Below are 23,965 nucleotides of genomic sequence, written 5' to 3'. Positions count from 1 at the left end.
GGCTCCAGCTCTCCAATCAACAGGATAAATCCCTTCCTGATGTTAGGCTTCTTCAAACATCCATTGGTTTAAAAGGATGCATGGGTTTTCTTCTGATGGTTTCAGTACAAGATACAGGTCGTGTTCATGCTGAGCGCCAGTTATTGAAGTCGATGCCTCCATCCATTCTTGACCCTCCGCTGATGCAGGAATATGCACTTTTCCAATTAAATTACCGTCTTCTCGCCCTAGTCGAAGTTCAAGAGTACACGATCCACCTTGACTGCATACGGTTGCAGTAAAGCTTGCCGCCCCTTTTTGACCAAAATCCACACGCGAGATCGCAATCCAGCTTCCTTCATGCATCACACTGACCACTTCATCTGGTTTTGGAGACTTGCTTTGTTCCGCTTGCTCCGAACCCGAACCACTTATTTGACGGGTGATCACTCCCGCATTCCAGCCAATCGTTGACCCGCTGACCTGTTGGTATGGATTGAAAGATTTCAGTTGATCTACACCTTCGTAGTCCGCTTGAATCGCTTTGATTCTTCCACTTGTCTCTTCGTACTGCACCTTGTTCAGATGTGTGGAACGATACCCTTCCGGGATATCCATCGCCTGGCACAGAGTCTGCGCATGATAAGCAATATACCACTCATTCCCCAGTGGGAAAATAGCATGATGATTGTTACCGCCAATCCCGAAGAAGTGGCCCGGGTTTTTAAGTATTGTTCCCTGATACGTCCATGGACCCATAGGCTGCGCACTTGTCATGTATGCAATTTCTCCCGGCGGCGGGCTATCCTCGTCACGTTCAACTTGAAAAAAGTTGGAGCAGTAAGTGTAATAATAGATGTTATCATATTTATGTATCCCCGAATTTTCAAACATAAAAGGAGCAGGAATGATCTTGGCCTTACCCTCAACACTGACCATATCCTTTCCAAGTCTCATCACTCGCGCCGTATCCGGACGCTCTGGTTTCCCCTCAGGCACGCCTCCACCAAAATAAAGATAAGCTTGATGGTCATCATCCACAAGCACAGCAGGATCAAATAACCACGTTACGTCTTCAACACCCGGCGTTTCTCTTGTCACCAACGCTTTTCCGATCGGATCTGTCCAAGGCCCTATAGGCGTTGGTGCGCTCAGAACACCAATACCGCTGGCATTATTGGCAAAATATAAATAAAAACGATCTTCACCATTCAAATTGCGATGTGCAGCTGCTGGAGCCCAAGATTGGGAAGCCCAGGTAGCTGCCCCTTCTGGACCTGCTACTTTGATTTCCCCATGATCTGTCCAGTTGATCAAATCATCCGATGAGATGACTGTAATTTTATTGATCGACTGATAACTGTTTTTCTGAGGAATCTCATTCGCATCATACTCCAGTTTATCACTGGTCATATAGAGGTAGACCCGGTTATTAAACACGAGTGCATAAGGATCAGCTCCGAATTTGTGTGCCATTAGAGGATTGGCGTTGGGACGAAGCTTTCCAATCTCCTTTGGTGTATGCTGCAAGTGACCCGTTAAGCCAGCTTCAGTCTTCTGCTCCCCAGCTTGTGCCATCGTTTCATTGTTCATTTCATTTCCTCCCGCAAATAGAATGGATCTTGCATTATTTTCATATCTAATCAGGTATCCATATATTAGGGCACAACAAATAGAAAGCGTTTGCAAATCAAACGTTTTCATGATAGGATGATTACATTTTAAGTGAAACTAAGTCCAATTTCATTGCGTAGTTTGCATGTTTTATTGCGTGAAATGACAGGAGGTACTTCTACCATATGTCTTCTGATTATTTTTATGATGCGATTCAGCCAGAGCTTTTGTACCGCCATCCGCTAACAACCTACAGGTATGATTCCAGTTATCACCGCCACAACGCGTATGAAATCTACTTATTCCTGCAAGGAAATGTACACTTCTATGTCGATCATCGTTGTTATCCCATGCAGCGTGGTGACTTGCTTGTCATATCTCCTGAGGAGATGCATCGGACACTTATTGTGGACGAGACTGAATATGAGCGAATCACGATTAACCTCAAGAAAACCTATGTGTGCCAGCTATCCACAGTTTTGACGAATTTATTATCTTGTTTCGATCATCGCCCTGACGGAAGTGGCAACATCATTCATCTGAATGAGAACCAGTTAAATCAGCTTCTGTATTGGACCCGTCAGATTGAAGAGTTCGCTGATTCTAACAGGTACGGTGCAGACGTGCAGACCAATGCTGCTATGGCACAACTACTTGTTCTGATCAACCAGTGGTTTCAGCATAATTCATTTGTACCCCAAGACATCATGCCTGAACTGGTACGCAGAACGATGGAATATATCGAAGCACACATCACGCAACATATTACTCTCGGACAATTGGCCGAACAATTCTATATGAACAGCACCTCCATCAGCCGGCAATTTAAAAAGCATACCGGGCTTACGCTTCGCTCCTACATTCTAGGTAGACGCATTGAACTTGCCAAAACACTTCTTACAGATGGACTGAGCATCACAGATGTTTGCTTCCAGTCAGGTTTTAGTGACTACGCCAATTTCATTCGTAGCTTTACCAAGATCGTTGGAATCTCACCGGGAAAATATACGAGGTATCGGCAAGCCGAGGTTAGAATTGATTTGTAGCCGGAAACCGATTACCATTAAGAGCATTGTCATCATTAAAAGGAGATCAGAACATGCTTTTAAGAAAATGGTTGTATCCTCTATTCGTCTTGCTTTCCGTATTATTGCTTGCAGGTTGTACCTCACAGATTATTACCAATACCAGTTCTCACGCTGGTCAACCCTCCAAAGAGATGGGATTTCAGGAGGTCGCCGATTATATCAAAGAGCATCATGAACTTCCGCCCAATTATATTACGAAAAAAGAAGCTCGTAAGCTGGGCTGGGAGCCTAGTGAAGGCAATCTGGGTCAAGTCGCTCCAGGAAAGAGCATTGGCGGTGACGTATTCAGAAATCGCGAAGGGCTGCTTCCCAATAAAAAAGGTCGGATCTGGTATGAGGCGGATATCCATTATACTGGTGGAAAACGCGGAAGCGACCGGATTCTATATTCGAATGACGGTCTAATCTATCAAACCACCGATCATTATAAGACTTTTCAACAGATCAAATAACGGAGGAACACATGAATATCATTCAGATCGACGGTCGTTACCTTCTTAATCGGGAATCACTCCATCAGTTGTTGCAAGATAAATTGCAATTGGATGAATATTACGGACACAATCTGGACGCTCTATGGGATGCCTTGACAGGTGAAGTCAAGATGCCGCTGACGATCCGCTGGAGTCACTTTGATATAAGCAGAGAAAAGCTCGGTGATTATGCAGATCAGGTGCTTGATTTAATGCGCGAAGCAGAGCAAGAGATTGAAGAATTCTCATTAGAGTTATGGTCATAGTAAAACAGGCTGCCTAAGGGCAACCTGTTCTTTTAACTTCTACTAAATTCTGCTATCTTATTTTAACTTCTTTTGACTTCAATTCACTTCTATTTACTTCTTTGCCTCGTTCTTCTCTTCCTTATATCTATACTTGCTCTTTTGCTTCTTGCCTTGTTCACTTTATTTACATCTACCTTACGGTTGCACAACAAATGTTGTTACACTTTGGGCTGGCAGGTCTGCCGAGAATCCGTTGCCGGATATCTGCAACGCAGGGCCGGCCGCCAGATTACGTGTGCTGTCCGTTACCCAGGAGGATACAGCGGAGGCTGTTCCATTTTGCACAGTAAATCGCTGATTCACGCCTGATGTATTTTTGTTAATAGCAACGATAACGATCTTGTTGTTCTCTCCCTTGTATGCCGAGACATATACACCATTTGCCGGATTTTTGGTTGCATCTACTCTGATATCACCAGGACGCACGAATTTGGAGTAATGAGCCATACTATAGCCACGTTTACTTATCGTTCCATCCTCTTTGATCGGTCCATAATGTCTGCGGATATACCACCATACATACGTCTGAAAATTACCTTCAACCATCGCATTGTACATATGCTCCGCTACTCCTAAAGCTTCAGGCCAGCGATCTGCAGAATTGGTCTCGCTGTTCGGATAGTACACCTCTGTCATCCAAAGCTCTTTTCCTGCTCCCTTTTGTTCAAATAACGGATATGGAAAGTCGCTATATTGCGTACCATACGTATGTGCACCCAAAATATCCATATTCGCAAGGGCTTGCGGATCATTCAAAATAGGGTCCGACATGTTTTTCACATAAGAGAAGGATTCCGGGGCAATGACCCGATTGTTGATGGAACCCGCGTTTTCTTTCATGAAACGAAGCATTTCCTCCGGAGACCACCATGTCCAGTCATGGGCATAGTCAGGCTCGTTTTGTACGGAAATCGCATACAAGTTGACGCCGTTATTTTTCATAAATGTATCGAATTCATTCAAATATTGAGCGTAAGCCGCGTATTTGTCGTACTTGAGTCGTTTGGCCTGTGTAATCTGCGTATATGCGGTTACGTTGATGTTATCAATGTTCGGTCCACCCGTTCCTGTAGTAACCAGCTTCAACGTGCTTGTACCATTCACCATTGGTACCTGAATCGATTTGTCCTTCCAAGTGTTTCCACTGCCTGTAGCTTCAAATGGTACGTTACTAAGCGCTAATGTGCCGTTCACGTATACATCCAGGTTACTCGTTCCTGAAGGAAGTGAATATCGAATTTTAATGTTTTTGGTGCCGGTGCTGCCAATCAGAATCGTATTCCACTGAACAGCCGAGCCGCTCGCATTTTGGAAAGTAACATAACCTGATCCTGTATATCCTGTCAAAGAACTCCCCGCTACAGCCCCGGTCAACGTTGTCGAGGATTCAGCTTCATACGTTGAACCACCGCCCGAAGTAGTGCCGATGGTGACCAGTTCCGTCATATCTGTTGGTGGATTCCAAGGAGATGCAAATACAATCGCACCATGTTCAATCGCCTTTTTGGCTGTATCCACTTCCCGTTGCCAGTTGTTCTTGTTCTCATCAATCGGAATTCTTAGTACAGAGAAGCCCAGCTGGTTAGGCCCATTGCCAAAAGCGGTTTCCCTCTCAGAGGCAGTGAGATCACCGATCCAGCCGGAATGCGTCATACCTCCAAAACCCCGAATCAATTGTTTAGGTGCAGTTACGTTAATTACAGCATCGTTCGCCGCCATTACTTTGGAGGAAGCAGGTACATAAAACAGGGGTAGTGCTGTTAACGCTGCAAGCATCGTACAGAGTGATTTTTTGAACATAGAATTCACGATTTCTCATCTCCCGACCATTCAGATTAGAACACAACAATCTTAACCTTAACCTAACTTTTATCCCTTTACGCCTCCGATGGTCATACCTTGGACGAAGTATTTCTGCAGGAAAGGATATACCATCAGAATTGGAACACTTGCAATAATAGTCATCGTTGCCCGAATAGAAGTTGGTGTCACGGCAACTCCGCTGTTCTCAGCAGACTGATACACATCACTTGCCGATGATGTTGCCGCCGTTGTTGACGTCTGCAAAATCTTCATCAATTCATATTGTAGTGTGCTTAACTCCTTGTTAGACGAGTTGTAGAGAAAAACGTCAAACCAGGAGTTCCATTGACCTACCGCCACGAAAAGAGAAACGGTTGCCATCGCTGGAATCGTTAATGGCAGTACCACTCGAATAAACGTTGTAAATTCTCCCGCTCCGTCAATACGGGCCGACTCCAGAATTCCCTCAGGCAATCCTTCAATGAAAGAACGAATGACGATCATATTAAACACACCGATTACACCCGGAATGATGTAGACCCAGAAAGATCCAATCAGCCCGAGATCACGAATCAACAGGTACCCTGGAATGAGTCCTCCGCTGAAATACATCGTGAAGACAAAAAACATCGTCACGAACTTACGCAGTACGAATTCCTGCCGGCTAAGTGTATAAGCAAGCATCGCGGTACAGAAAACGGAGACAATCGTTCCGATAATCGTACGAAGTGCCGAGATCAGCGTAGCATGGTAAATGTCGGATTCTCCGAAGATATATTTGTAGTTATCCAGTGTCCACTCCCGTGGCCACAAATAGATCCCTCCGCGTATGGCGTCATTCGCATCATTGAGAGATACGGCAATCATATTGATAAACGGATAGATTGTAACAATCATCAAACAGATCATAAACGTGATATTAATCGCATCAAACGCCCGGTCCCCGGTGCTACTGTTCCGCAAGCGGGATGATTTTGCTTTTGGCATGGCCTAGGCCTCCTCTTAGAATAGTCTGCTTTCTCCCATTTTTTTGGCGATATAGTTGGCGGTAAAGAGGAAGATGAAGCTGACCACAGTTTTGAAAATCCCTGCTGCTGTACCCAAAGAGAAGTTCCCCATTCCCAAACCATACTTCAAGACAAAGATATCCAGGTTCTCAGAATAATCCATATTCATTCCGTTGCCCAGCAAATATTGAGGTTCAAATCCGGATTCCAGAATACTTCCCATATTCATAATGAGCAAAATGACGATAACCGGTTTTAAACCTGGCAATGTGATATATAACATGCGTTTAAAACGACTGGCTCCGTCAATCTCTGCCGCTTCATACTGAGCAGGGTCGATGGCTGTAATCGCCGCCAGATAGATGATCGTGTTCCAGCCAACATCTTTCCATACCTCAGTGGCCCCCAGTATACCCCAGAAATACTCGCCTTTCCCCATCCACAGCACTGGACTGTCGATCAAGTGCAGCTTCATAAGAATAAGGTTAATGATTCCATCGGGTGACAATACGGTGAGCACGATACTTGAAGCAACAACCCAAGAAATGAAGTGAGGCAAATAACTGACGGTTTGTACAAAACGTTTGAAAATAATATTTTTCAATTCATTCAAAAGAAGTGCCAAGGTAATCGCTGTGACAAACCCAAGCACCAATTTAATAGAACTCATCACAAGCGTATTTCGAAGCACTCGATAGAACGTATTATCTTCAAACAGTGTTTGGAAATGTTTCATCCCCACCCACTGCTGATCCGCGAAAGCTCTTGCCGGTTTGAAGTTCTGAAAAGCCATCGTCCAGCCCCATAACGGCAAATATTTGAATACAAATGCCCAAATCACAAAGGGAATACACATAAAAGCCAGGGTGCGCTGCTGTATCAGTCGTTTGTAAAAGCTGGTTTCGCGGTTCCCTTTTCGATGCGAAGTAGGTGGAATCGGTTGAAGAGTTACATTGGGTTCCTCCACGATGCAGTTACTCCTTTCCCTATCTGTTATTCATGCGCGAGAGAGTATAAACGGAGATATACATCAGGAAGCGATTCCCACTCTCTCTCCAGCGCACGTAACAGTTTATTTTATATGGTCTTGATTAAATCACCATTTACCTGCGACACGATTTTGAATGACTTCAGTCATCTTTTTCTCGTATCCTGCTTTGTCCAGCTTGCTAAATTCAGCCATGTAAGCATTCCACAGGTTATCGAAGTTCGAAGGTGCACTCAAAATCATCTCAGGCAAGTACTTGCGCTGTATGTCATCCGATTTGGTTGTGAAAACTTGTTCAGGAGAACCTTGTTCGAGCGCAATTGACCATGCCGGGAACCAAGGACGTTCCTCCGGTTTGTTGAACAGCTCACTGAACGTCTTGATACCATAGGCATCCAGGAATTTTTTATCCCCTTCTGTATATGTTCCTGCGACAACTTCCGGCTGATTGCCTGGATTAAATGCATTCCCATCGGACAGTGTCGATTCTCCACCATAACGTGGCCAGTCATTACTGAAATAGGTAAATCCGAATTTACGGCCAAGCTCGACATCGTCGTGAATTTTCCGCTGTTCATCATTCGCATAATAGTAGCGCCCTTTTTCATCTACACTATAAGTCTGATCTTTGATCCCCCACTGGATTAGAATCTGATTCTCTTCTTTGAGCAAATTATCAAAATACTTGATGATACGTTCCGGGTCTTTCGCATTTACGGTAATACCCGTAGCATAGTTGTTTACGAAGCCAGGAGGATCAATGTATTGGTCCTTGATGCTCTTATCGAAGACGATCGGGAGCGGTGCATAACGTTTCTCATCGATACCTGCTGCCAGCAAGTTTTTCGTTGCATCTCCTACTTGCCATGCGTAGTTAAAGTAACCGAGAACACGTCCTGAAGTCAGTTTTGCCAAATACTGATCCTTGTTCATGGTGAATGACTCTGGATCAAGCAAACCTTTGGCGTTAATTTCATTCAGCTTTTTGATCCAGCGTTTCTGTTCTTCTGTACCTGAAACGGTTCTTGCGACATGGGTTTGCATATCTACCATAACGCCGCCGTCATTTGGATATCCTGCAAGGTGCATGGCTGGATTTTGCAACGTGAAGAAGTTATTGGCTACGCCAGCAAGGGATACAAACCCGATCGTTTCGGCTCCATCCACTGTCGGGTGTTTCTCCTTATAGTCCTCGATCAGATCAAAATATTCATCCAGCGTCGTAATTTTAGGATAATTAAATTCCTTCAATACAGAACGTTGAATCCAGAATGCCCCCCCGCCAATGTTAGGGCTACCTGAATACTCACCTTGGTTAGCCGTATATGGCAACGCATAGATTTTACCGTCTTCCGGGTTTCTCATTTTATCGAAGTACGGGCCATACACTTTCTTAATATTCGGACCGTATTTTTCGATCAGATCATCTAACGGAATGTAAGCTCCAGCATCCAGCAATTTGGACATTTCTCCGCTGGAGGCGATGACGTCAGGATAGTCTCCGGACGCAATCATAACGCCAGCTTTAGTCGCACTGTCACCAACCAGATATTCCAATTTAAAATCTACACCTGTCTGCTTCTGCAGTTCTTTACCAATCGTTGTTTCACTTGCCAAAGTATCTTTCTTGCCCGAAGAAAACATGTAATACGAAAATGTAACCGGGCTATTATCATCTTCTTTTGCTGTAGACGAAGCCCCTGGAGAAGAGCTGCCTGACGAGCACCCAGCCAACAGGGATGCCAATAATACGGCTAATCCTGTCGTTTTCAAAAGCGGTTTTAACATGTGTTTTGTTCCCCCTTTTTAGTTAAACGGTGTATGTAAGCATTTTCAATATATCAAGATAACGCTTTCATAGTTACCCATGAAACTGTACATTGTTCTTTAAAAAGTATATCGAACCATCATTTAACTTCAGACTCATCTCCATCAAGCGGGAGCCTGATTTGTATACACGTCCCCTTGCTTTCCTCTGAATGGATAGAAAAAGAGAATCGATCCCTATAACAAAGTTTCAACCGGCTATAGGCATTTTTCATCCCTACATGCTCACCCATATCCATATTCTGTTCCAGATATCCTACCAATTCTTTCAATCTTGCTGCGGACATGCCAATACCGTTATCCTCCAGTCCGATATGAAGATTCTGACCCTCCAATTGAACAACAAGCCGAATAATCCCTTCACCCGGTGTAGATTCAATGCCATGTATGCTGGCGTTTTCCACGAATGGCAAGATGACCATTTTTGGTATCCGGTACTTTAACGCTTCAGGATCAGCTTCAATATAATACTGGAGTTTTTCCCCAAAGCGATACTTCTGGATTTGCAAAAAGCTGTCGATTAGCTCCAGTTCCTCCTTCACGGTCACGTCATGCTGATTCCAGCTAATGGACTTACGGAACATTTTTGCCATATGATGCACAATCTTAGCGGTCTCTTTCTCGCCCTTGATCAGGCTCCGCATTCGCACAGATTCAAGCGTGTTAAACAGGAAATGCGGATTAATCTGACTATGTAATGCATGAAGCTGCGCCTGCTGCTGTTTAAGCTCCAGGTCTTTTTTTTGAATATCCGCTAGATATACTTCATCAATAAGATTCCGAATCGTCTCGGTCATCCGGTTGAATTCGGTTGTCAATTGTCCAATCTCGTCCCTTGCATCTTCAGGAGGAATGGTCTGAAAATTTTGTGTTTTTACTTTTTTCATATGTTTGAGAATACGTACCAGTCTGACGTGAATGGAGCGGGACATCGCCGCAATGATAATCGAAGGCAACACGAAATTGATACATGCCAGCCAGACGACGAAGGATCGTGATTTACGAACTTCCTGTAACACGATTTCCTCATCCATCACACCTTGCAGGGACCACCCTTCCAAATAGTTAATGCCAGAATAGACACGATCAAATCGAATGGTTTTATTGGGGAATTCCATTTTTCCGTAAAGCTGTCCAATTGAAACATTCTCTGTGCTTATATCATTCGAAAAGCGAATATGGCCTCCTGGATCAACCAAATACACTTTGCCATCAAAACCGCTGTTGCGAAATTGCTCTTGGAGTAGATCCATATTAAAGTCAATTTTGAGTAATTGTTCGATACCGCCCGTGTCCTGATTGTTTAACCGCTGGATGAGGCTTAACATCTGATCGGTTGCAATCAAGGTTGGATAAGGTACAACATTATCCTGTAATTGCTTATACCAGCTCGTGCTGCGAACCGCTTCATTTAAGTGTTCAATGTAGCCTGAGGACAAAATCGTTGGATTATCGGTATACACTTGGTACCAACGAATGCCTTGACTCAGTTGACCGGAAAACTCTCCTTTGAGATAGGAGTTATATGCCCGAATATACTCCGAGTTACTTTCAAACGAACGAGATAACGTGTCATTGAATACAGGATCAGCATAGAGCGAATACGACAGACCTACCCCCTGGTCAATCGTCACACGTAATTCGTTCTTCAGATTGTTTAACGCCATTCCGGCATCACGAGATTTCTGGTTACGGATATTGGCTGTGGTTACTTGATAGAAAACGACATTCGTCACAACAATCGGAATGAACACCGATAACACGTACATCAGCAACAATTTGTCCCGAAGCTTCATGTAGTTCCACTTCCACCTGATCATTGGGCCCCCCGCTGTCCATCCTCTTTGAGAAGATTACGGTAGGCTGTTGGCGTCATATTAACGATTTTCTCAAACTGGGTCACAAAATAATCCGCATTCTGAAATCCGATACGAGCCGCCACCTCATACATTCGCAGATCCGTCTGGCGAAGCAACTTCTGGGCTTCCTGAACCCGAAGATTCAGCAGATACTCATTAAAATACTGGTTGTAACTTTTACGGAAAAGTCGACCCAGATAGACCGGATTCATATAGAACTGGGCCGCTATACTTTTGAGACTGATATTCTCCATGTAATGGGAATCGATATATCGTTTGATCTTGTTGATATCTCCTTTGGACTGCTCCATCCGCAGTTGCGCAATATACTCCTCTGCTTCCTCCAATGCAGTCAAAAATGCAATTTTCAATAGTCGCAAATTCCATCCATCCTGACCTTGCTCAGCTAATAACTTGAGTTTCTGTAACCCTGCGTCCGTACCTCCCATTTCATGCACAACCGCGAGTATGCCCGTAATGCAACGCAACAGAGAACCTGTAACTGCCTGAGTAGAAAACCGGCGAGAGTGAAACTTGTTAAACATATCGTGCACAATCTCATGACGAGCCTCACGATTTCGCTCTTCCAGACTTAGAATTAGGGGATCAACCTCTTCCTGATTTATGTTAAATACGTATAACGCTTTATCCTTCACTTCTGCATAATGGACAACACTTCCAGGCTCTGCAAATTTATGCTTGGATGCTTCCTCTGCTTCCGCATAAGACCGAGGTGCATCGCTCATGTCATCTATTAATGTACCTGCGTACAAGCCTACATCTGCGCCAAGGTGGTCGCTGAGCATGTTTTGAATCCATTGAATTTTATCGACTACACGTTGTTTTGGTGAGGGTTCCTTCAATAGAACAATCAAGGCAAATCTACCTAGCTGTTCCTCAATAACGTATAGGTTGAACCGATGATCCGCCAACGAATGAAGGATTTCATTAACCTGGTGAAGAGTCACTTTCCGGTGCTCTGAGCCTGTTTGTAATTCAAACAGCACAATGATCAATGACGTCTGATGGTCAATACCTAACATTTCTGCATACCGGATCTCATCTTCTTTTCGAATCTGACCCTTGATCATATCTTTTAACATAATTCGACTGGCTTGTCCTTCCTCCAAAAATGCATGTTTTCGCTTATTCTGGATCAGGTTAGCCGCCTTTTGCAGCGTTGCGGTCATTTCTTCGTCATCAATCGGCTTGAGGATGTAATCCTGGACACCGTACCTTATTGCTTGTTGTGCATACTTGAAATCATGGTAACCGCTAATGATAATAAACACAGGCTCTAGCGTAGGTGACTTGTCAACGGCACGGATGAGCTCGAGTCCATCCAGAATAGGCATTCGGATATCGGTAATAATGACATCAGGATGTAGACACTCCGCCTTATTCAGCGCCTCCAGTCCATTCTCTGCTTCCCCCGCAATCTCCATGCCAAGACTGTGCCAATCAATCAGTTCATGCATTCCTTTACGGATATACATCTCATCGTCGACCAGAAGTACTTTTAACATATGATCTGCCCCTTCCCTTCAAGCGAAAATCGTTGAATGAAATCAACAAAAAACGGTATATTCCAATTATAATTAGAAACCGCTTACAATTCTGCAGCTATTTATACAAGATGGTTCTCATTCTATCCTTTGCCGTGAGCAAATTCATTGCGTGAATCGTTGATTTTATTGCGCGAAAGTACAGACATCAGCTTCATAATATAAAAAAAGCGAAACAGAACCGAGTTTAACCCGGACGTTTCGCTTAAGAAATAGAGGTGAATTTTATGCTATATCCTTATCCTTCTAATCAAGAGGTTACTTTCCACTTTTCCCCTTTTAAAATAATTGAATCTTGTGCACTCTGAAAATTCAGTTCTATATGTTGATCCAGATAAGAAACGCTGACTTTACTTGCCTCGCTTGCACGTATGCTGGCATGAAGCAACTTCCCTTCGCTCCATTCCATATCCACTTCAAATCCGCCGCGCGCTCGCAGCCCTCGAACGGAACCTGTAGGCCATGCTTTTGGCAACGCAGGAAGTAAACGAATCTCACCGCCGTGACTCTGGAGCAACATTTCGGCTATGCCTGCCGTACCTCCAAAGTTTCCATCAATCTGAAACGGAGGATGATCACAGAATAAATTAGGCAGTGTCGAGGAACGAAGCAGCTCCATAACGTTATCATGTGCCTGTTCAGCCTGCTCCAGTCTGGCCCACATGTTCAGAATCCAGGCCCGACTCCAGCCTGTATGTCCGCCGCCATGCTGAAGTCTGCGATCCAGCGTAACACGAGCGGCCTTTGCCAGATCAGGCGTCGCTTTCGGAGTAATCTGTGATCCCGGATGCAGCGCAAACAAATGTGATATGTGTCTATGACCTGGTTCAAGTTCATCGTAATCCTTGCTCCATTCTTGAATCTGTCCGTGTTTTCCCACAGCGATATCCGGAATGCGAGTTAATGCTTCTTGTAACTGTGATGCAAATTCCTGATCTTGTTGCAAAATGTGTGTACTATAAATACACCGCGTGAACAACTCCCGAATAATCTGGTTATCCATCGATGCCCCATAACAAAGCGCACCCGACTCACCATTATCCAGGATATAGATATTTTCCGGTGAGGATGAAGGACATATCGTGAGATTCCCCTCCGGGTCCTGTACAAGGAAATCCAGAATAAACAAAGCTGCCTCTTTCATCGTTTCATATACTTTTTTCAAAAAAATCTTGTCCCTACCGTATTCATAATGATCCCACAGGTGAAGAGACAACCACGCGCCGCCCATCGTCCAGAAGGTCGACGTTAGACAGACATCCTGCGGGGCAGGATCTGCCCATATGTCAGAATTATGATGTGCTACAAATCCGCTACAGCCATACATCTTGCTGGCCGTTTCCCTTCCACGTTCCTGTAGTCGCTCGATAAAATCAAATAACGGGATGTGACACTCCGGCAGATTACAACTCTCGGCTGGCCAATAGTTCATTTCTGTATTGATATTAATGGTGTATTTACTATCCCATACCGGAAGCATGTCTTTGTTCCATATGCCCTGCAGATTGGCAGGTAACGAACCGGGCCGGCTGCTGGAGATTAGCAAGTATCGCCCGAACTGGAAGTACAAACTTACGAGTTCAGGATCATCACCGCCTGCTCTAAGACGCTCGAGTCGTTGATTCATCGGCAGAGTCATATAACTGGTATCTGTGTGTCCACCTTCCAGATGCAGATCCATTCGTTTGAACAGCGCCTGATAGTCAGTGATATGATCCTGAAGTAACTGATCATACGTTTTGGCGGAGGCCGCATCTATTCTTCGTAAACATTCTGCCTCCAAATCTTCCTTGTCATAACGAAAATCAGTGCATGCTGCGATCAGCACGGTGGCGGAATCAGCATTTAAAAGTGACATTTGACCACTCGAATACTGAAGTTCTCCTTGTTCGTGCATGATCCTAATCGCACAACAAAAACGAATCCCACCTTCTCCCCCGCTTCTTCCCCGGACGATCAGTTCACCATTGCTGCGCTGTTCGATTCGATCGATCAACGATTGGAACCCGACCGGATGTCTTAGCGCTCCCGATAACGGCGACCATTGTAACACGGAACCTCTGCCGAACAACGCTGTGAATGATAATTCACCTGGCACGCTACTAGAGAGACGGACTGCTATGACCTGATCAGGATAACTTGAAAAATATTCTCGCTTGTATTGTGTGTTACCTGCTGTGTACTGAACGCTAGCGATCCCTTGTTCCAAATCAAGATATCTCTGATACTCTGCTGTCTCTTCGTCTGCATGATGCATGGCTACATAGAAGTCACCAAGCGGCTCGTAATGTCGTTGCCCATCAGGCACACCCACTAATGAGGTTAACGCTAGTTCCTCTGCCTGCCGAATCTGGCCTTGAAACAGAAGTTCCCTTATGTTATCCAGTGATTGAAGTGAATGCGGGTTGTTCCGCTCCATCGGTCCGCCGTACCAAAGGCTATCTTCATTTAACTGTACTCTCTCTAGATGTGTTTTTCCAAATACCATACCACCGAGGGTTCCGTTTCCAATCGGAAAGGCTTCTTCCCACTGCTCCGCGGCGTGATCAAACCAAATTTTATTCGTATTCATCATTATACCTCCAACGAGAGATGCCAAGGTTCACTGCTGCACTAGCAGCATGACGAACAGGACTCAATATGACCCATCTTACAGGCCGTATAATCAGTTTACTTTGTTCACCCGGCTTCGTAGAATGAAGAAAACTAACCTAAACCTTCACAATGCTAACCCGTTTGGAGGCATAATCATATCTATTCAATCGCTGGAGGTGACTTGATCCCAGTAGTCACCAACGAGACCTTCGATGATGGAGCCGCTGGCCCACGGCATCAGACAGAACCAGGTGCTTGCCGGCGTACCATCGGCATAAGTCTCCGTAACGAGTCCTTGCGAGTGACAAAAGCGCTCGGACATCCATCCTTTTTTGCCAAAACCATATTCACCATCAACACGATTATAGGTTTGACAGCCCCAAGCGATCGTATCATTCATACGCTGACGGATATAGTCATCCTCACGATGCTGAAGATAATACAAAAGCTCATCAACGAGATTGCTCGACATGGGATGAATGTGCGGGTTAGCTACCGAAGTGACGCTTCCTCCAGAACTTGACCAGTTCAATGTACTCAGCGGCGGAATCTGCACTGGCGAGTTATAACAAAATTTAAAACTGAACTCATAGCTGATGGCGTCTCTCATATGATCAAGGAACGTTTCCTCACCGGAGAGTGCATGCAGGAAACGGAGAGCTTTGATATATGCCAGAATGCCTTCCGAATCCACTGCTTTGTCCGCATCAAGCGGAGCACCATAACATTCCATCTGTTTCACATAGGCATTGTAATAATGTGTTTCACTGCGTCTCATTTCCTCCAAATCGGATAAATCATTGATCAACCAGCTGTAATAAGCTTTCGCAGCAAGACACCACGCCCCGCTAAAAGCGTCATACTCCAGGCCTGCACCCGTGCGTTCGGATAATATCGTCGGATATTCGCCATCCGCATTTTTGCTCCGTTCCAGGCATTCAAGTACTTGCTTCACATAGGCGAGCCAGTCATCATGTCTAATCTGCCTTATGCGACATTCATAGTCATAACATTTGAGGATATAAAACATGGCTTGTGCAACGAGATAGGATGAGTGACCTGGTGTACGCATACCGTCAAACCACCAGCCTTTAATGCTCCATTTTCCATCCTGATAAGCATCATACGGAAGTCCTGACTCGGAATTCATCGCATTTTCGATAATGTTTGTGATACAGGACAAAGCCTGCTGACGCATGGGTTCATCGTTCTGACGCAATGCTGCAAGCAGCATGGGGGTTGCAATGGTCATGCCATTGGTCCAACTGATCGAGATGATTTTGTTATACCGATACCCCCCGCTCTCTGCGTCTTCGTACACAAAAGTAGAATAGTGACGGTCATCTGGAAGCCACGCGTAGTCTCGAACAGCAGCGGACATGTCGGATACGGCTGTGCGGATGTCGCTTCCTTGTCTAGGGTGTTCATGGTACTTTTGGTAGACATGCTCTAATGCAGGGTTAATACCCAAGGGCGAAGAGGATTCATAATCATATAATTCAAGGGTGAACGCCACCGATTCTCCTGCTTCCAACACAAAGACGCTCTCTGCCAAGGCTGAGCGCTCGTGCACAAGTCTTGATTTGATAAACAGCAACGGAGCATTCTCATACCCTAAGGTATAACCAACGGTGCCTTTCTCTATTGAACATGTGAAACCTCCATATTGTAGAAAAGTTCCTGTTTGACCCGGATACCACGGCTGCTTCTGTCCACTATGCTTGCTTTCCACCCAATATGGGCTTGCGCTGAGCCCGGCAATTCGGCCCGAATCATATACAAGTGCAGCCGGATGCGATAAACGATCGCTTCGAACCATCCACCACGGGGATGAAGGACGGGAAGGTGTTCCTTCACGAATTCTTGGAAATTCGTTAGGTACGTTTTGGGGTGCTTCTCCCCGATTACGACCATACATAAAGGCAGGCAAAAAAAATCTGGGCTGCTGTTTGTCAAAAGCAAGTTCTACATGAATCACTCCACTCCACCGTTGACTGCCTTCATTCTTAATGGTAATCTGTGCCTGCTTTGGATCATCTGCACTTCCTGTCCCGGCACTCATATTTACGTCAGTCTGAAGATTATGCGTGCTCATTCCAGTATAGGCTGTCCCTTCCTGCCTTCTACTGCGTGCGGTAAAGATCAGTTCCATACAATCCTCCCTTTCTGTTTTCCCTACTCCTTCAGAAAACGCTTGCAAATTTTAAACCAAGATGCTAGGATGGTACCATTTTATAGGTTCAGGTTCGCAATTTCATTGCTTAGATCGTGATATTTATTGCGCCAAACGATTAGGAGGCTTTCATGATATGAATGAATCGCAGGAGTACCAGTATGATCCCATTCAGTTGGATCTGCTGTATCTGCATCGTGTCACGACCTACAATATGGGCACATTCTACCATCGGCATAATGGGTATGAGCTGTACATTTTTCTTCGCGGCAATGTGAATTTCTATATTGAGAATCGATGTTACCATCTGGAGCGAGGTGATCTTATTGTTTTAAGTCCAGAGGAAATGCATCGGTCCTTTGCACTCGATAAGAATGAATATGAACGAATCACAATTAATCTGCAAAAATCATATCTTAATCGATTATCCACATCATCTACCAACCTCTCTGCCTGTTTTGATCATCGGCCTAAAGGTAAGGGCAATATCATTCATTTGAATGAAGAAGAGTTAGAGTCATTTCTCAATCTTACAACCCAAGTGGAGCAAATGTTGCTAACCTCAGACTACGGTGCTGATATTATGAGAAATATGCTGATCGCCCGACTGCTTCTCATGACCAATCTGGCTTTTAAACATACGGATTTTGTGCCCACCGACATTATGCCTGAACTGGTTCGTAATACGATGGACTATATCGAAACGAATCTGACCGAGTCTCTCACACTTCAGCACTTATCAGAAAAACTATTTGCCAACAGCAGTTATATAAGCCGTCAATTCAAAAAACATACCGGACTAACGATTCGAAACTATATACTTAACCGCCGCATCGAGCTCGCCCAAATCTGTTTATCGGAAGGTATGAGTATTACCGAGGCCTGTTATCATTCCGGATTCGGCGATTATGCCAACTTTATTCGCAGTTTTACCAAGATGGTCGGAACATCACCAGGTAAGTTTGTACGTAAACACTCGAGTGAGGAATGATAATTATTGTTGAATGACGGTATTGACCCAATGATCAAAGGATGGAGGATATGCATGGAACTTTCAAAAGGGACCTATGGTTTTCGATTTGCCGAAGATCGTGAACTTGAGCTTTGTAAGCTGTATGCAACGGGGAGCGATATCATTACTGATCCGTCGTATTACTGGGATGGGCTGGAACGAACGGATGGTCCTCTTCTTTTATTTCAGTACACCCTTGCAGGAGATGGTATTTATGAAACAAAGGACCGTACATACCGTGTGACCTCCGGACAGGCTTTTCTTACTGAGATCCCTAGCGCTCATCGATATTATTATCATCCAGAGTCTGATGAGCCATGGCATTTCATCTTCCTACTATTCCGTCCTGATCTCATTCAGGCTCATTGGCAGAAGTTTGTGCGAGAAGCAGGTGAGGTCGCTTTTCTCCCCATGGATTCTGCTCCCATCCGTCTGCTGCGAATGATTGTAACGGATGCGGCGGCAGGAAGGATAACGGACCCTTTGATTGCCTCATCCAGTGTGTATCAGTTCATGACAGAACTTGTTCGTTTACAGACGACAACACGTCATAATCGGGAGAACTGGCCGGAACATATTCAGCAGGCTACGAAGTACATTGAAACCGATTACGCCAGTATGGTCAGCGTGGATCAGCTTGCAGAACGTGTTGCTCTATCCAAATACCACTTTATTCGCAGATTCTCGGCTAGCACAGGTATCACTCCAGGTGCCTATCTTACCCGCGTTCGAATCGAGAAAGCGATGGAGTTGCTTCGCGGCACGACATTAAGCATCGAACAGATTGCGGTACAAGTGGGATACTCCAGTGGAAGTTATTTTATCAAAGCTTTTCGAGGATTAACTGGACTTACACCTGGGGAATTTCGAAGCGGTGGCGAAAGTCTCGTATACCGCAGATTATTTTTTGACTGACCGCAATATATTGCTATTGAAGACTTAACATTACTGTAGATTATTGTATTTTACTTCATTATGATGAATGTTACTGAAGCAATAATTTAAATTACGTCAGGTAAAGGAGCCTTCAAATGGATCATACTCTTGTTGCACCAAAACCCCCTCTTGGCTGGAACAGCTGGGACTGCTACGGGGCTGCCGTCACTGAAAAGGAAATTCGCGGTAATGCGGAGTATATGGCTACACACTTGAAAGAATATGGTTGGAGTTACATCACCGTTGATATTCAATGGTATGAACCTCTGGCTAACTCATCGCAATACCGCCCTTTCGTTCCACTGATTATGGATGAATACTCACGTCTGATGCCTGCAGAAAACCGCTTTCCTTCAGCTGCGGATGGTCAGGGATTCAAACCACTTGCTGATTATGTTCACAGTCTGGGACTGAAATTCGGCATTCATATTATGCGCGGAATTCCAAGGCAGCAGTTCATTCCGACACAGCTCTATTAGGAACAAACTCCACCGCCCGTGAGATCGCTCATACCAACTCCATCTGCCCATGGAATACCGATATGTATGGGGTGGATCACCACAAAGAAGGCGCGCAAGCCTACTATGATTCATTGTTTGAATTGTATGCTTCATGGGGTGTCGATCTGGTCAAAGTGGATGATATCGCTGCCTCCAGATTATATGACACACATCAGCCTGAGATTGAGATGATCTCGAAGGCGATCAGACGTGCCGGACGTCCCATGGTATTAAGTCTGTCTCCCGGTCCTGCCCCCGTGGAATACGCTGAATTTTTCGCGGAACAGGCTAACATGTGGCGGGTAACGGATGATTTCTGGGATCAGTGGCCACTTTTGCTAGATATGTTCGACCGCTGCCGTAAGTGGCAGGGCCTTCCTAAGGAGGGATGTTGGCCGGATTGTGATATGTTGCCTCTGGGGCACATTGGTATTCGCTCTGTGGATGGAGGTGGAGCCGATCGGTGGACAAGATTCACTAAGGATGAGCAATTGACGATGATGTCTCTGTGGAGTATCTTCCGTTCTCCTCTCATCTTTGGCGGTGAGTTGCGGGATAACGATGACTGGACGCTGTCCTTGCTGACAAACCGTGAGGTTCTGCGTATGCATCGTGAGAGCCATAGTGCTAGAGAAGCGCTACATCAGGGCGATCTGATCGTATGGACGGCATCTCATGTCGATGGTTCCACTTATGTAGCTGTGTTTAATGTTGGCGAGCAGTCAGCACTCCCGGTGGAACTTAATCTCAATACAGTTGGTTTATCCCTTTCTGCTACAAGCCATGGAACTGAGTTATGGAGTGGCGATGTGACAGAGGTTAACGAGGATATTTTACGCACGGATGTGCCTTCGCACGGTGTGCGCCTGTACCATTTTGCGTGAGCCATTTGACCTGAACCGTTCCATAAAGAAGGGGCCTGTCGTTTATGACAGACCTCTTCTTCTCTATTTTTTTAAAAAAAACGGATTGTAACTATTGGCTTGGAAGAGCATTTTCGGCTTTATTAGAACAATGTAGATGATCCATTCATTTGTCCTTCGGGCTTACGATCAAAATGCCATCTATACACAAAAGTCATTACCACAACCAACATGGCAAGCACAATAAATAGATTACTATATACAAATGCAGACGATCGGCTGATAAAAGGATTGAAACGCATCTGTTGTGCTCCCTCGTCGATGACCTTGCCAAGAACGGTTGTAGATACAGAAGCCGCGATGAAATTAAACATCGACAGTAGTCCCATACCAATGCCGACCTGTTCTTTGGAAAGGGTCTGTGCGATCGTATTAGACAGCGCAATTTGCATATATGATTGACCAAGAACCGCCAAGATTAGAAAAGATGAAACGAAAAACAATGACACGCCGGCAGCAAACGATAGGCTTATGAAGCCGATAACAAGCATCGTCGAGGCTGTATAAATCAAAAAGACATTGCCTTTCTCATCCGCTAACTTTCCTCCTCGTCTTCCCAGTAATGCTGCAGTCAGAGCCGATGGTAACATAATTAGACCTGTCAGAGCCGGATAAGCATCATACACATGGGTTAACAGTTGCGGGATAATAAATGGAATGCTAAATCCACATGCAACTAACACAAATGAAATAATCATTCCCCATGTATAGGAGCGGTTGCGAAAAACAGCTGGTTGCACAAACGGTGATGCTGCGTGGAGAATACGAAGGATAAACAAGGCTAAAACTACAATGCCCATTAGCAAATACCACAAATTTAATTGAGTCAGTGCGAGCAAAATGGCTCCAATGCTTACGGCGAGCAGTATGCCTCCTAGATAGTCCATCTTTTCATACCCTCCCCTCTCATCATTCAAATACTTTCTATAGAAGGGGAGCGTCAACAGCGAAAGTAGCGGAATCGCAAATAGAAACTTCCAATTAAGTGCACTGGATACGAATCCGGCAACAATAGGACCTAACGCAGATCCCAGGGCGATTCCGATCGCAGAAGTACCGAGTGCCTGACCACGCTTGTTTGGCGGAAAATATCGAACTGGTATAATCATGGCCAGAGCTGGAATGACGGCAGCCCCTGCGGCCTGAATCAGACGAGCCAAAATAATCATAAAGTAGGAAGTAGAAAGAATTCCTATAACGGAGCCAGCAGCCAACAATAAGAGTCCAAATGTGATTAAATGTTTAATGCTATATCGATCTGTTAGCTTCCCGTAAGTGACTGTACCAACGGCGTATACAATTAAATATCCGGTAACGATCCAGCTTGTCTCGGAAGCCGACCGTTCGAATTGATCTCCAATGACGGGTAGGACAACATTAAACATCATTCCGTTCATTACGGAGATGATCAAAGTGAAGACAAGCACGCGAAGTAGTGCAGTTTCTTCGCCCGTTGCAGATGTATACTGGATCTCTAAACTCTCTGTGGTCTCCATCGTTTCCCTCTTTTCCTTACGTTACTAAAAAACACGCAAAATTGACTGTCAGTACTTACTGTCATATTATGACTTAAAATACTAGGGCGTTAGCGCCCTAGTGAACGTCCACACACTTTCGGTAATCACATCTTCTAATGAAAGCCACGGAAAATGTACATGATCCTCCATATGGTTAATAAACAAGCCATAATTCAATGCCATGAAGGAGAAAGCCTGTAATTCAGCGTTGATCTGAACCACCTTTCCTTGCTGGTACATCGTTTGCAGATATCGGGTTAAAAGCTCAAGTAACTGCTGGGGATGTCTTATCGTTCGTGTTCTTAACTCAGGCAAATGATTCATTTCCTTCAGACTGATCATGAATAGTTTACGGTTCTTATGCATGATTTCATGATAAGTTTTACTAACTAACAATAAGTCAGAATGCAGATTCCACACGACTTTTTCCTCAAAAAGTCGTGTCATTTCTGCGACATAATGATATTCGTCAAATGCACTCTCGAGCAGATTTAGTTTCGTACCAAAGTGGCGAAATAACGTCTTCTCACTTACGCCGGCGGTTAAGGCAATCTCCTGCGTTGTAACACTTTTATATCCCTTAACCGAGATCAGCTCAATCGCCGTTAACATTAACTTCTCTCTTGTGTTCCGTTTACTTGAATTGGACATTAAGCTCTCCTTATTATCGCAATGTCAGTGACCACTGTCATAAGAGAAGACTACCTTTTGCTTATCTCTTTGTCAAGTATCTCAATGAAATTTCAAATATAAGCAGAACCAGCAGTAGGTTTTCGGATAGAAACCACTGCTTTACCTTTCACTTTGCCTTCGGCTAGATCCTGAATAGCTTTAGCAATGTCATGCAGAGCATATTCATGATGAATAACAGGTACAACTCTGCCCTCTTTGACCTGCTCTATCCAAAAGAGTTGATCTTCATGATTCGGCTTGTGAACCAAAACAGACAATTTCTTTTGTTCTAATGTGGAGATAAATGGCGAGTATAACAGGTTCATAAGAATGCGAGGCATTGGTCCTCCAATCATGACATACCTTCCCCCCTTTACAAGTGCATGTTTAAGTGCCGTTACGGAGTGATTACCAATAACGTCCAGGATTACGTCATACGTGGTTCCGAAAGCAGTAAAATCCACCTCCCTGTAGTCCAAAACGTGATCTGCGCCCACGGTTTGCAGCATATGTAACTTGTCAGCTCGATCCACGGCAGTTACTTCAGCTCCCAACAGCTTCGCGTATTGGATACCAAATGTTCCTACGCCTCCGCCCGCACCATTGATCAGGACATGCTGTCCTCTGTGCAACTTACCGTGGTTTCGCAGACCTTGCAGCGCCAGAACAGCAGCTTGAGGAATGGCAGCAGCCTGCACATGTGAAATTCCATCCGGTTTTAAGGTAAGTGCCCTTTCAGAAGCGCATACATAATCTGCGAATGCACCCCAGCTACAGCCAGAAAGATCGCCAAAAACTTCGTCTCCTGGTTTAAATCGTGTTACCAAAGAACCCGTTAAAGCTACCCTCCCTGCTACGTCTGCTCCAAGTGTGCGATAGCGCGGTTTACGAACAGCTCCTATACGGTTAATGAATGGTTTACCGCGAAGCAGATCCCAGTCCCATGAATTAACCGATGAAGCGTAAACCTCAATCAACACTTCATAATCCTGAGGAACAGGTACGGCAATTTGCTCCATACGGAGCACTTCCGTTGTTCCGTATGTGTCATAAACGATCGCGTTCATCCTATGCTGTTTGGAGATATAATCATAAGCATCCATATCTTTCATTATACCTACTCCCC

At 44.8% G+C, this 23,965-nt stretch carries 17 protein-coding genes and 2 pseudogenes; 6 read left to right on the top strand and 13 right to left on the bottom strand.

The window, feature by feature from the left end; all coding sequences use genetic code 11:
- Positions 1–42: 42 nt before the first annotated feature.
- On the bottom strand, positions 43–1,572 hold the full coding sequence (locus MHI38_RS01680) for a glycoside hydrolase family 43 protein (protein WP_154889109.1): 1,530 nt from the start codon (positions 1,570–1,572) through the stop codon (positions 43–45).
- Between the two features lie 206 nt (positions 1,573–1,778).
- Here MHI38_RS01680 and MHI38_RS01675 point away from each other — a divergent pair, with 206 nt between their 5' ends.
- Genes MHI38_RS01675 through MHI38_RS01665 form a run of 3 tightly spaced genes read left to right on the top strand, consistent with a single transcriptional unit; the run spans position 1,779 to position 3,420 of the window.
- Complete coding sequence (locus tag MHI38_RS01675; protein WP_154889111.1) at positions 1,779–2,639, top strand: AraC family transcriptional regulator; 861 nt, start codon at positions 1,779–1,781, stop codon at positions 2,637–2,639.
- A 53-nt stretch (positions 2,640–2,692) separates the two neighbouring features.
- The gene (locus tag MHI38_RS01670) at positions 2,693–3,133 is read left to right on the top strand and encodes a ribonuclease domain-containing protein (RefSeq protein ID WP_154889113.1); all 441 of its coding nucleotides are present in this window, start codon (positions 2,693–2,695) and stop codon (positions 3,131–3,133) included.
- A gap of 11 nt (positions 3,134–3,144) precedes the next feature.
- Positions 3,145–3,420 (top strand): barstar family protein, encoded by a 276-nt coding sequence (locus tag MHI38_RS01665; RefSeq protein ID WP_154889115.1) that lies wholly within the window; start codon positions 3,145–3,147, stop codon positions 3,418–3,420.
- Positions 3,421–3,597: 177 nt separating this feature from the next.
- Here MHI38_RS01665 and MHI38_RS01660 read toward each other — a convergent pair whose 3' ends face one another.
- The 9 genes and pseudogenes from MHI38_RS01660 to MHI38_RS01620 form a co-directional block, all read right to left on the bottom strand.
- On the bottom strand, positions 3,598–4,908 hold the full coding sequence (locus MHI38_RS01660) for a carbohydrate-binding protein (protein ID WP_441342897.1): 1,311 nt from the start codon (positions 4,906–4,908) through the stop codon (positions 3,598–3,600).
- Positions 4,900–5,238, bottom strand: a pseudogene (locus MHI38_RS28710) (hypothetical protein); the annotation flags it as partial. The pseudogene MHI38_RS28710 and the gene MHI38_RS01660, both read right to left, overlap by 9 nt.
- Before the next feature lie 93 nt (positions 5,239–5,331).
- Positions 5,332–6,252 (bottom strand): carbohydrate ABC transporter permease, encoded by a 921-nt coding sequence (locus tag MHI38_RS01650; protein WP_090915927.1) that lies wholly within the window; start codon positions 6,250–6,252, stop codon positions 5,332–5,334.
- Positions 6,253–6,267: 15 nt separating this feature from the next.
- A complete protein-coding gene (locus tag MHI38_RS01645) occupies positions 6,268–7,239 on the bottom strand; it encodes an ABC transporter permease (RefSeq protein WP_154889119.1) in 972 nt (323 codons plus the stop codon).
- Between the two features lie 129 nt (positions 7,240–7,368).
- Positions 7,369–9,048 carry an ABC transporter substrate-binding protein gene (locus MHI38_RS01640; RefSeq protein WP_090915923.1) on the bottom strand — a complete coding sequence of 560 codons (1,680 nt, stop codon included), beginning with the start codon at positions 9,046–9,048 and terminating at the stop codon, positions 7,369–7,371.
- Between the two features lie 119 nt (positions 9,049–9,167).
- Entirely contained in the window at positions 9,168–10,907 is a 1,740-nt protein-coding gene (locus MHI38_RS01635) for a cache domain-containing sensor histidine kinase (protein WP_154889124.1), read from the bottom strand.
- Complete coding sequence (locus tag MHI38_RS01630; RefSeq protein WP_154889126.1) at positions 10,904–12,472, bottom strand: response regulator; 1,569 nt, start codon at positions 12,470–12,472, stop codon at positions 10,904–10,906. The genes MHI38_RS01635 and MHI38_RS01630 overlap by 4 nt, the downstream gene beginning before the upstream one ends.
- A 289-nt stretch (positions 12,473–12,761) precedes the next feature.
- Positions 12,762–15,083: a glycosyl hydrolase family 95 catalytic domain-containing protein gene (locus MHI38_RS01625; RefSeq protein ID WP_154889128.1), complete on the bottom strand. Its 2,322-nt coding sequence runs from the start codon at positions 15,081–15,083 to the stop codon at positions 12,762–12,764.
- 186 nt (positions 15,084–15,269) lie between these two features.
- Positions 15,270–17,258: a hypothetical protein gene (locus MHI38_RS01620; RefSeq protein WP_341180869.1), complete on the bottom strand. Its 1,989-nt coding sequence runs from the start codon at positions 17,256–17,258 to the stop codon at positions 15,270–15,272.
- Between the two features lie 157 nt (positions 17,259–17,415).
- Between MHI38_RS01620 and MHI38_RS01615 the strand changes: the two genes are divergently transcribed.
- From MHI38_RS01615 to MHI38_RS01605, 3 genes and pseudogenes are all read left to right on the top strand, one after another.
- Positions 17,416–18,270, top strand: coding sequence for an AraC family transcriptional regulator (locus MHI38_RS01615; protein WP_341180868.1), 855 nt, complete (start codon positions 17,416–17,418; stop codon positions 18,268–18,270).
- 54 nt (positions 18,271–18,324) lie between these two features.
- Positions 18,325–19,206, top strand: coding sequence for an AraC family transcriptional regulator (locus MHI38_RS01610; RefSeq protein ID WP_341180867.1), 882 nt, complete (start codon positions 18,325–18,327; stop codon positions 19,204–19,206).
- Between the two features lie 116 nt (positions 19,207–19,322).
- Positions 19,323–20,611, top strand: a pseudogene (locus MHI38_RS01605) (glycoside hydrolase family 27 protein).
- Positions 20,612–20,733: 122 nt separating this feature from the next.
- Here MHI38_RS01605 and MHI38_RS01600 read toward each other — a convergent pair.
- The 3 genes from MHI38_RS01600 to MHI38_RS01590 form a co-directional block, all read right to left on the bottom strand.
- Positions 20,734–22,146 (bottom strand): MFS transporter, encoded by a 1,413-nt coding sequence (locus MHI38_RS01600; protein ID WP_154889137.1) that lies wholly within the window; start codon positions 22,144–22,146, stop codon positions 20,734–20,736.
- Positions 22,147–22,227: 81 nt separating this feature from the next.
- Positions 22,228–22,818: a TetR/AcrR family transcriptional regulator gene (locus MHI38_RS01595; protein WP_154889139.1), complete on the bottom strand. Its 591-nt coding sequence runs from the start codon at positions 22,816–22,818 to the stop codon at positions 22,228–22,230.
- Between the two features lie 92 nt (positions 22,819–22,910).
- The gene (locus MHI38_RS01590; RefSeq protein ID WP_261769269.1) at positions 22,911–23,951 is read right to left on the bottom strand and encodes an NAD(P)-dependent alcohol dehydrogenase; all 1,041 of its coding nucleotides are present in this window, start codon (positions 23,949–23,951) and stop codon (positions 22,911–22,913) included.
- Positions 23,952–23,965 lie beyond the last annotated feature (14 nt).

The sequence above is a fragment of the Paenibacillus sp. FSL K6-1558 genome, assembly GCF_038002565.1.
Taxonomy (GTDB): domain Bacteria; phylum Bacillota; class Bacilli; order Paenibacillales; family Paenibacillaceae; genus Paenibacillus; species Paenibacillus polysaccharolyticus.
The sequence above is the reverse complement of the archived record's forward strand: the minus strand, read 5'-3'. Positions and strand labels throughout refer to the sequence as shown.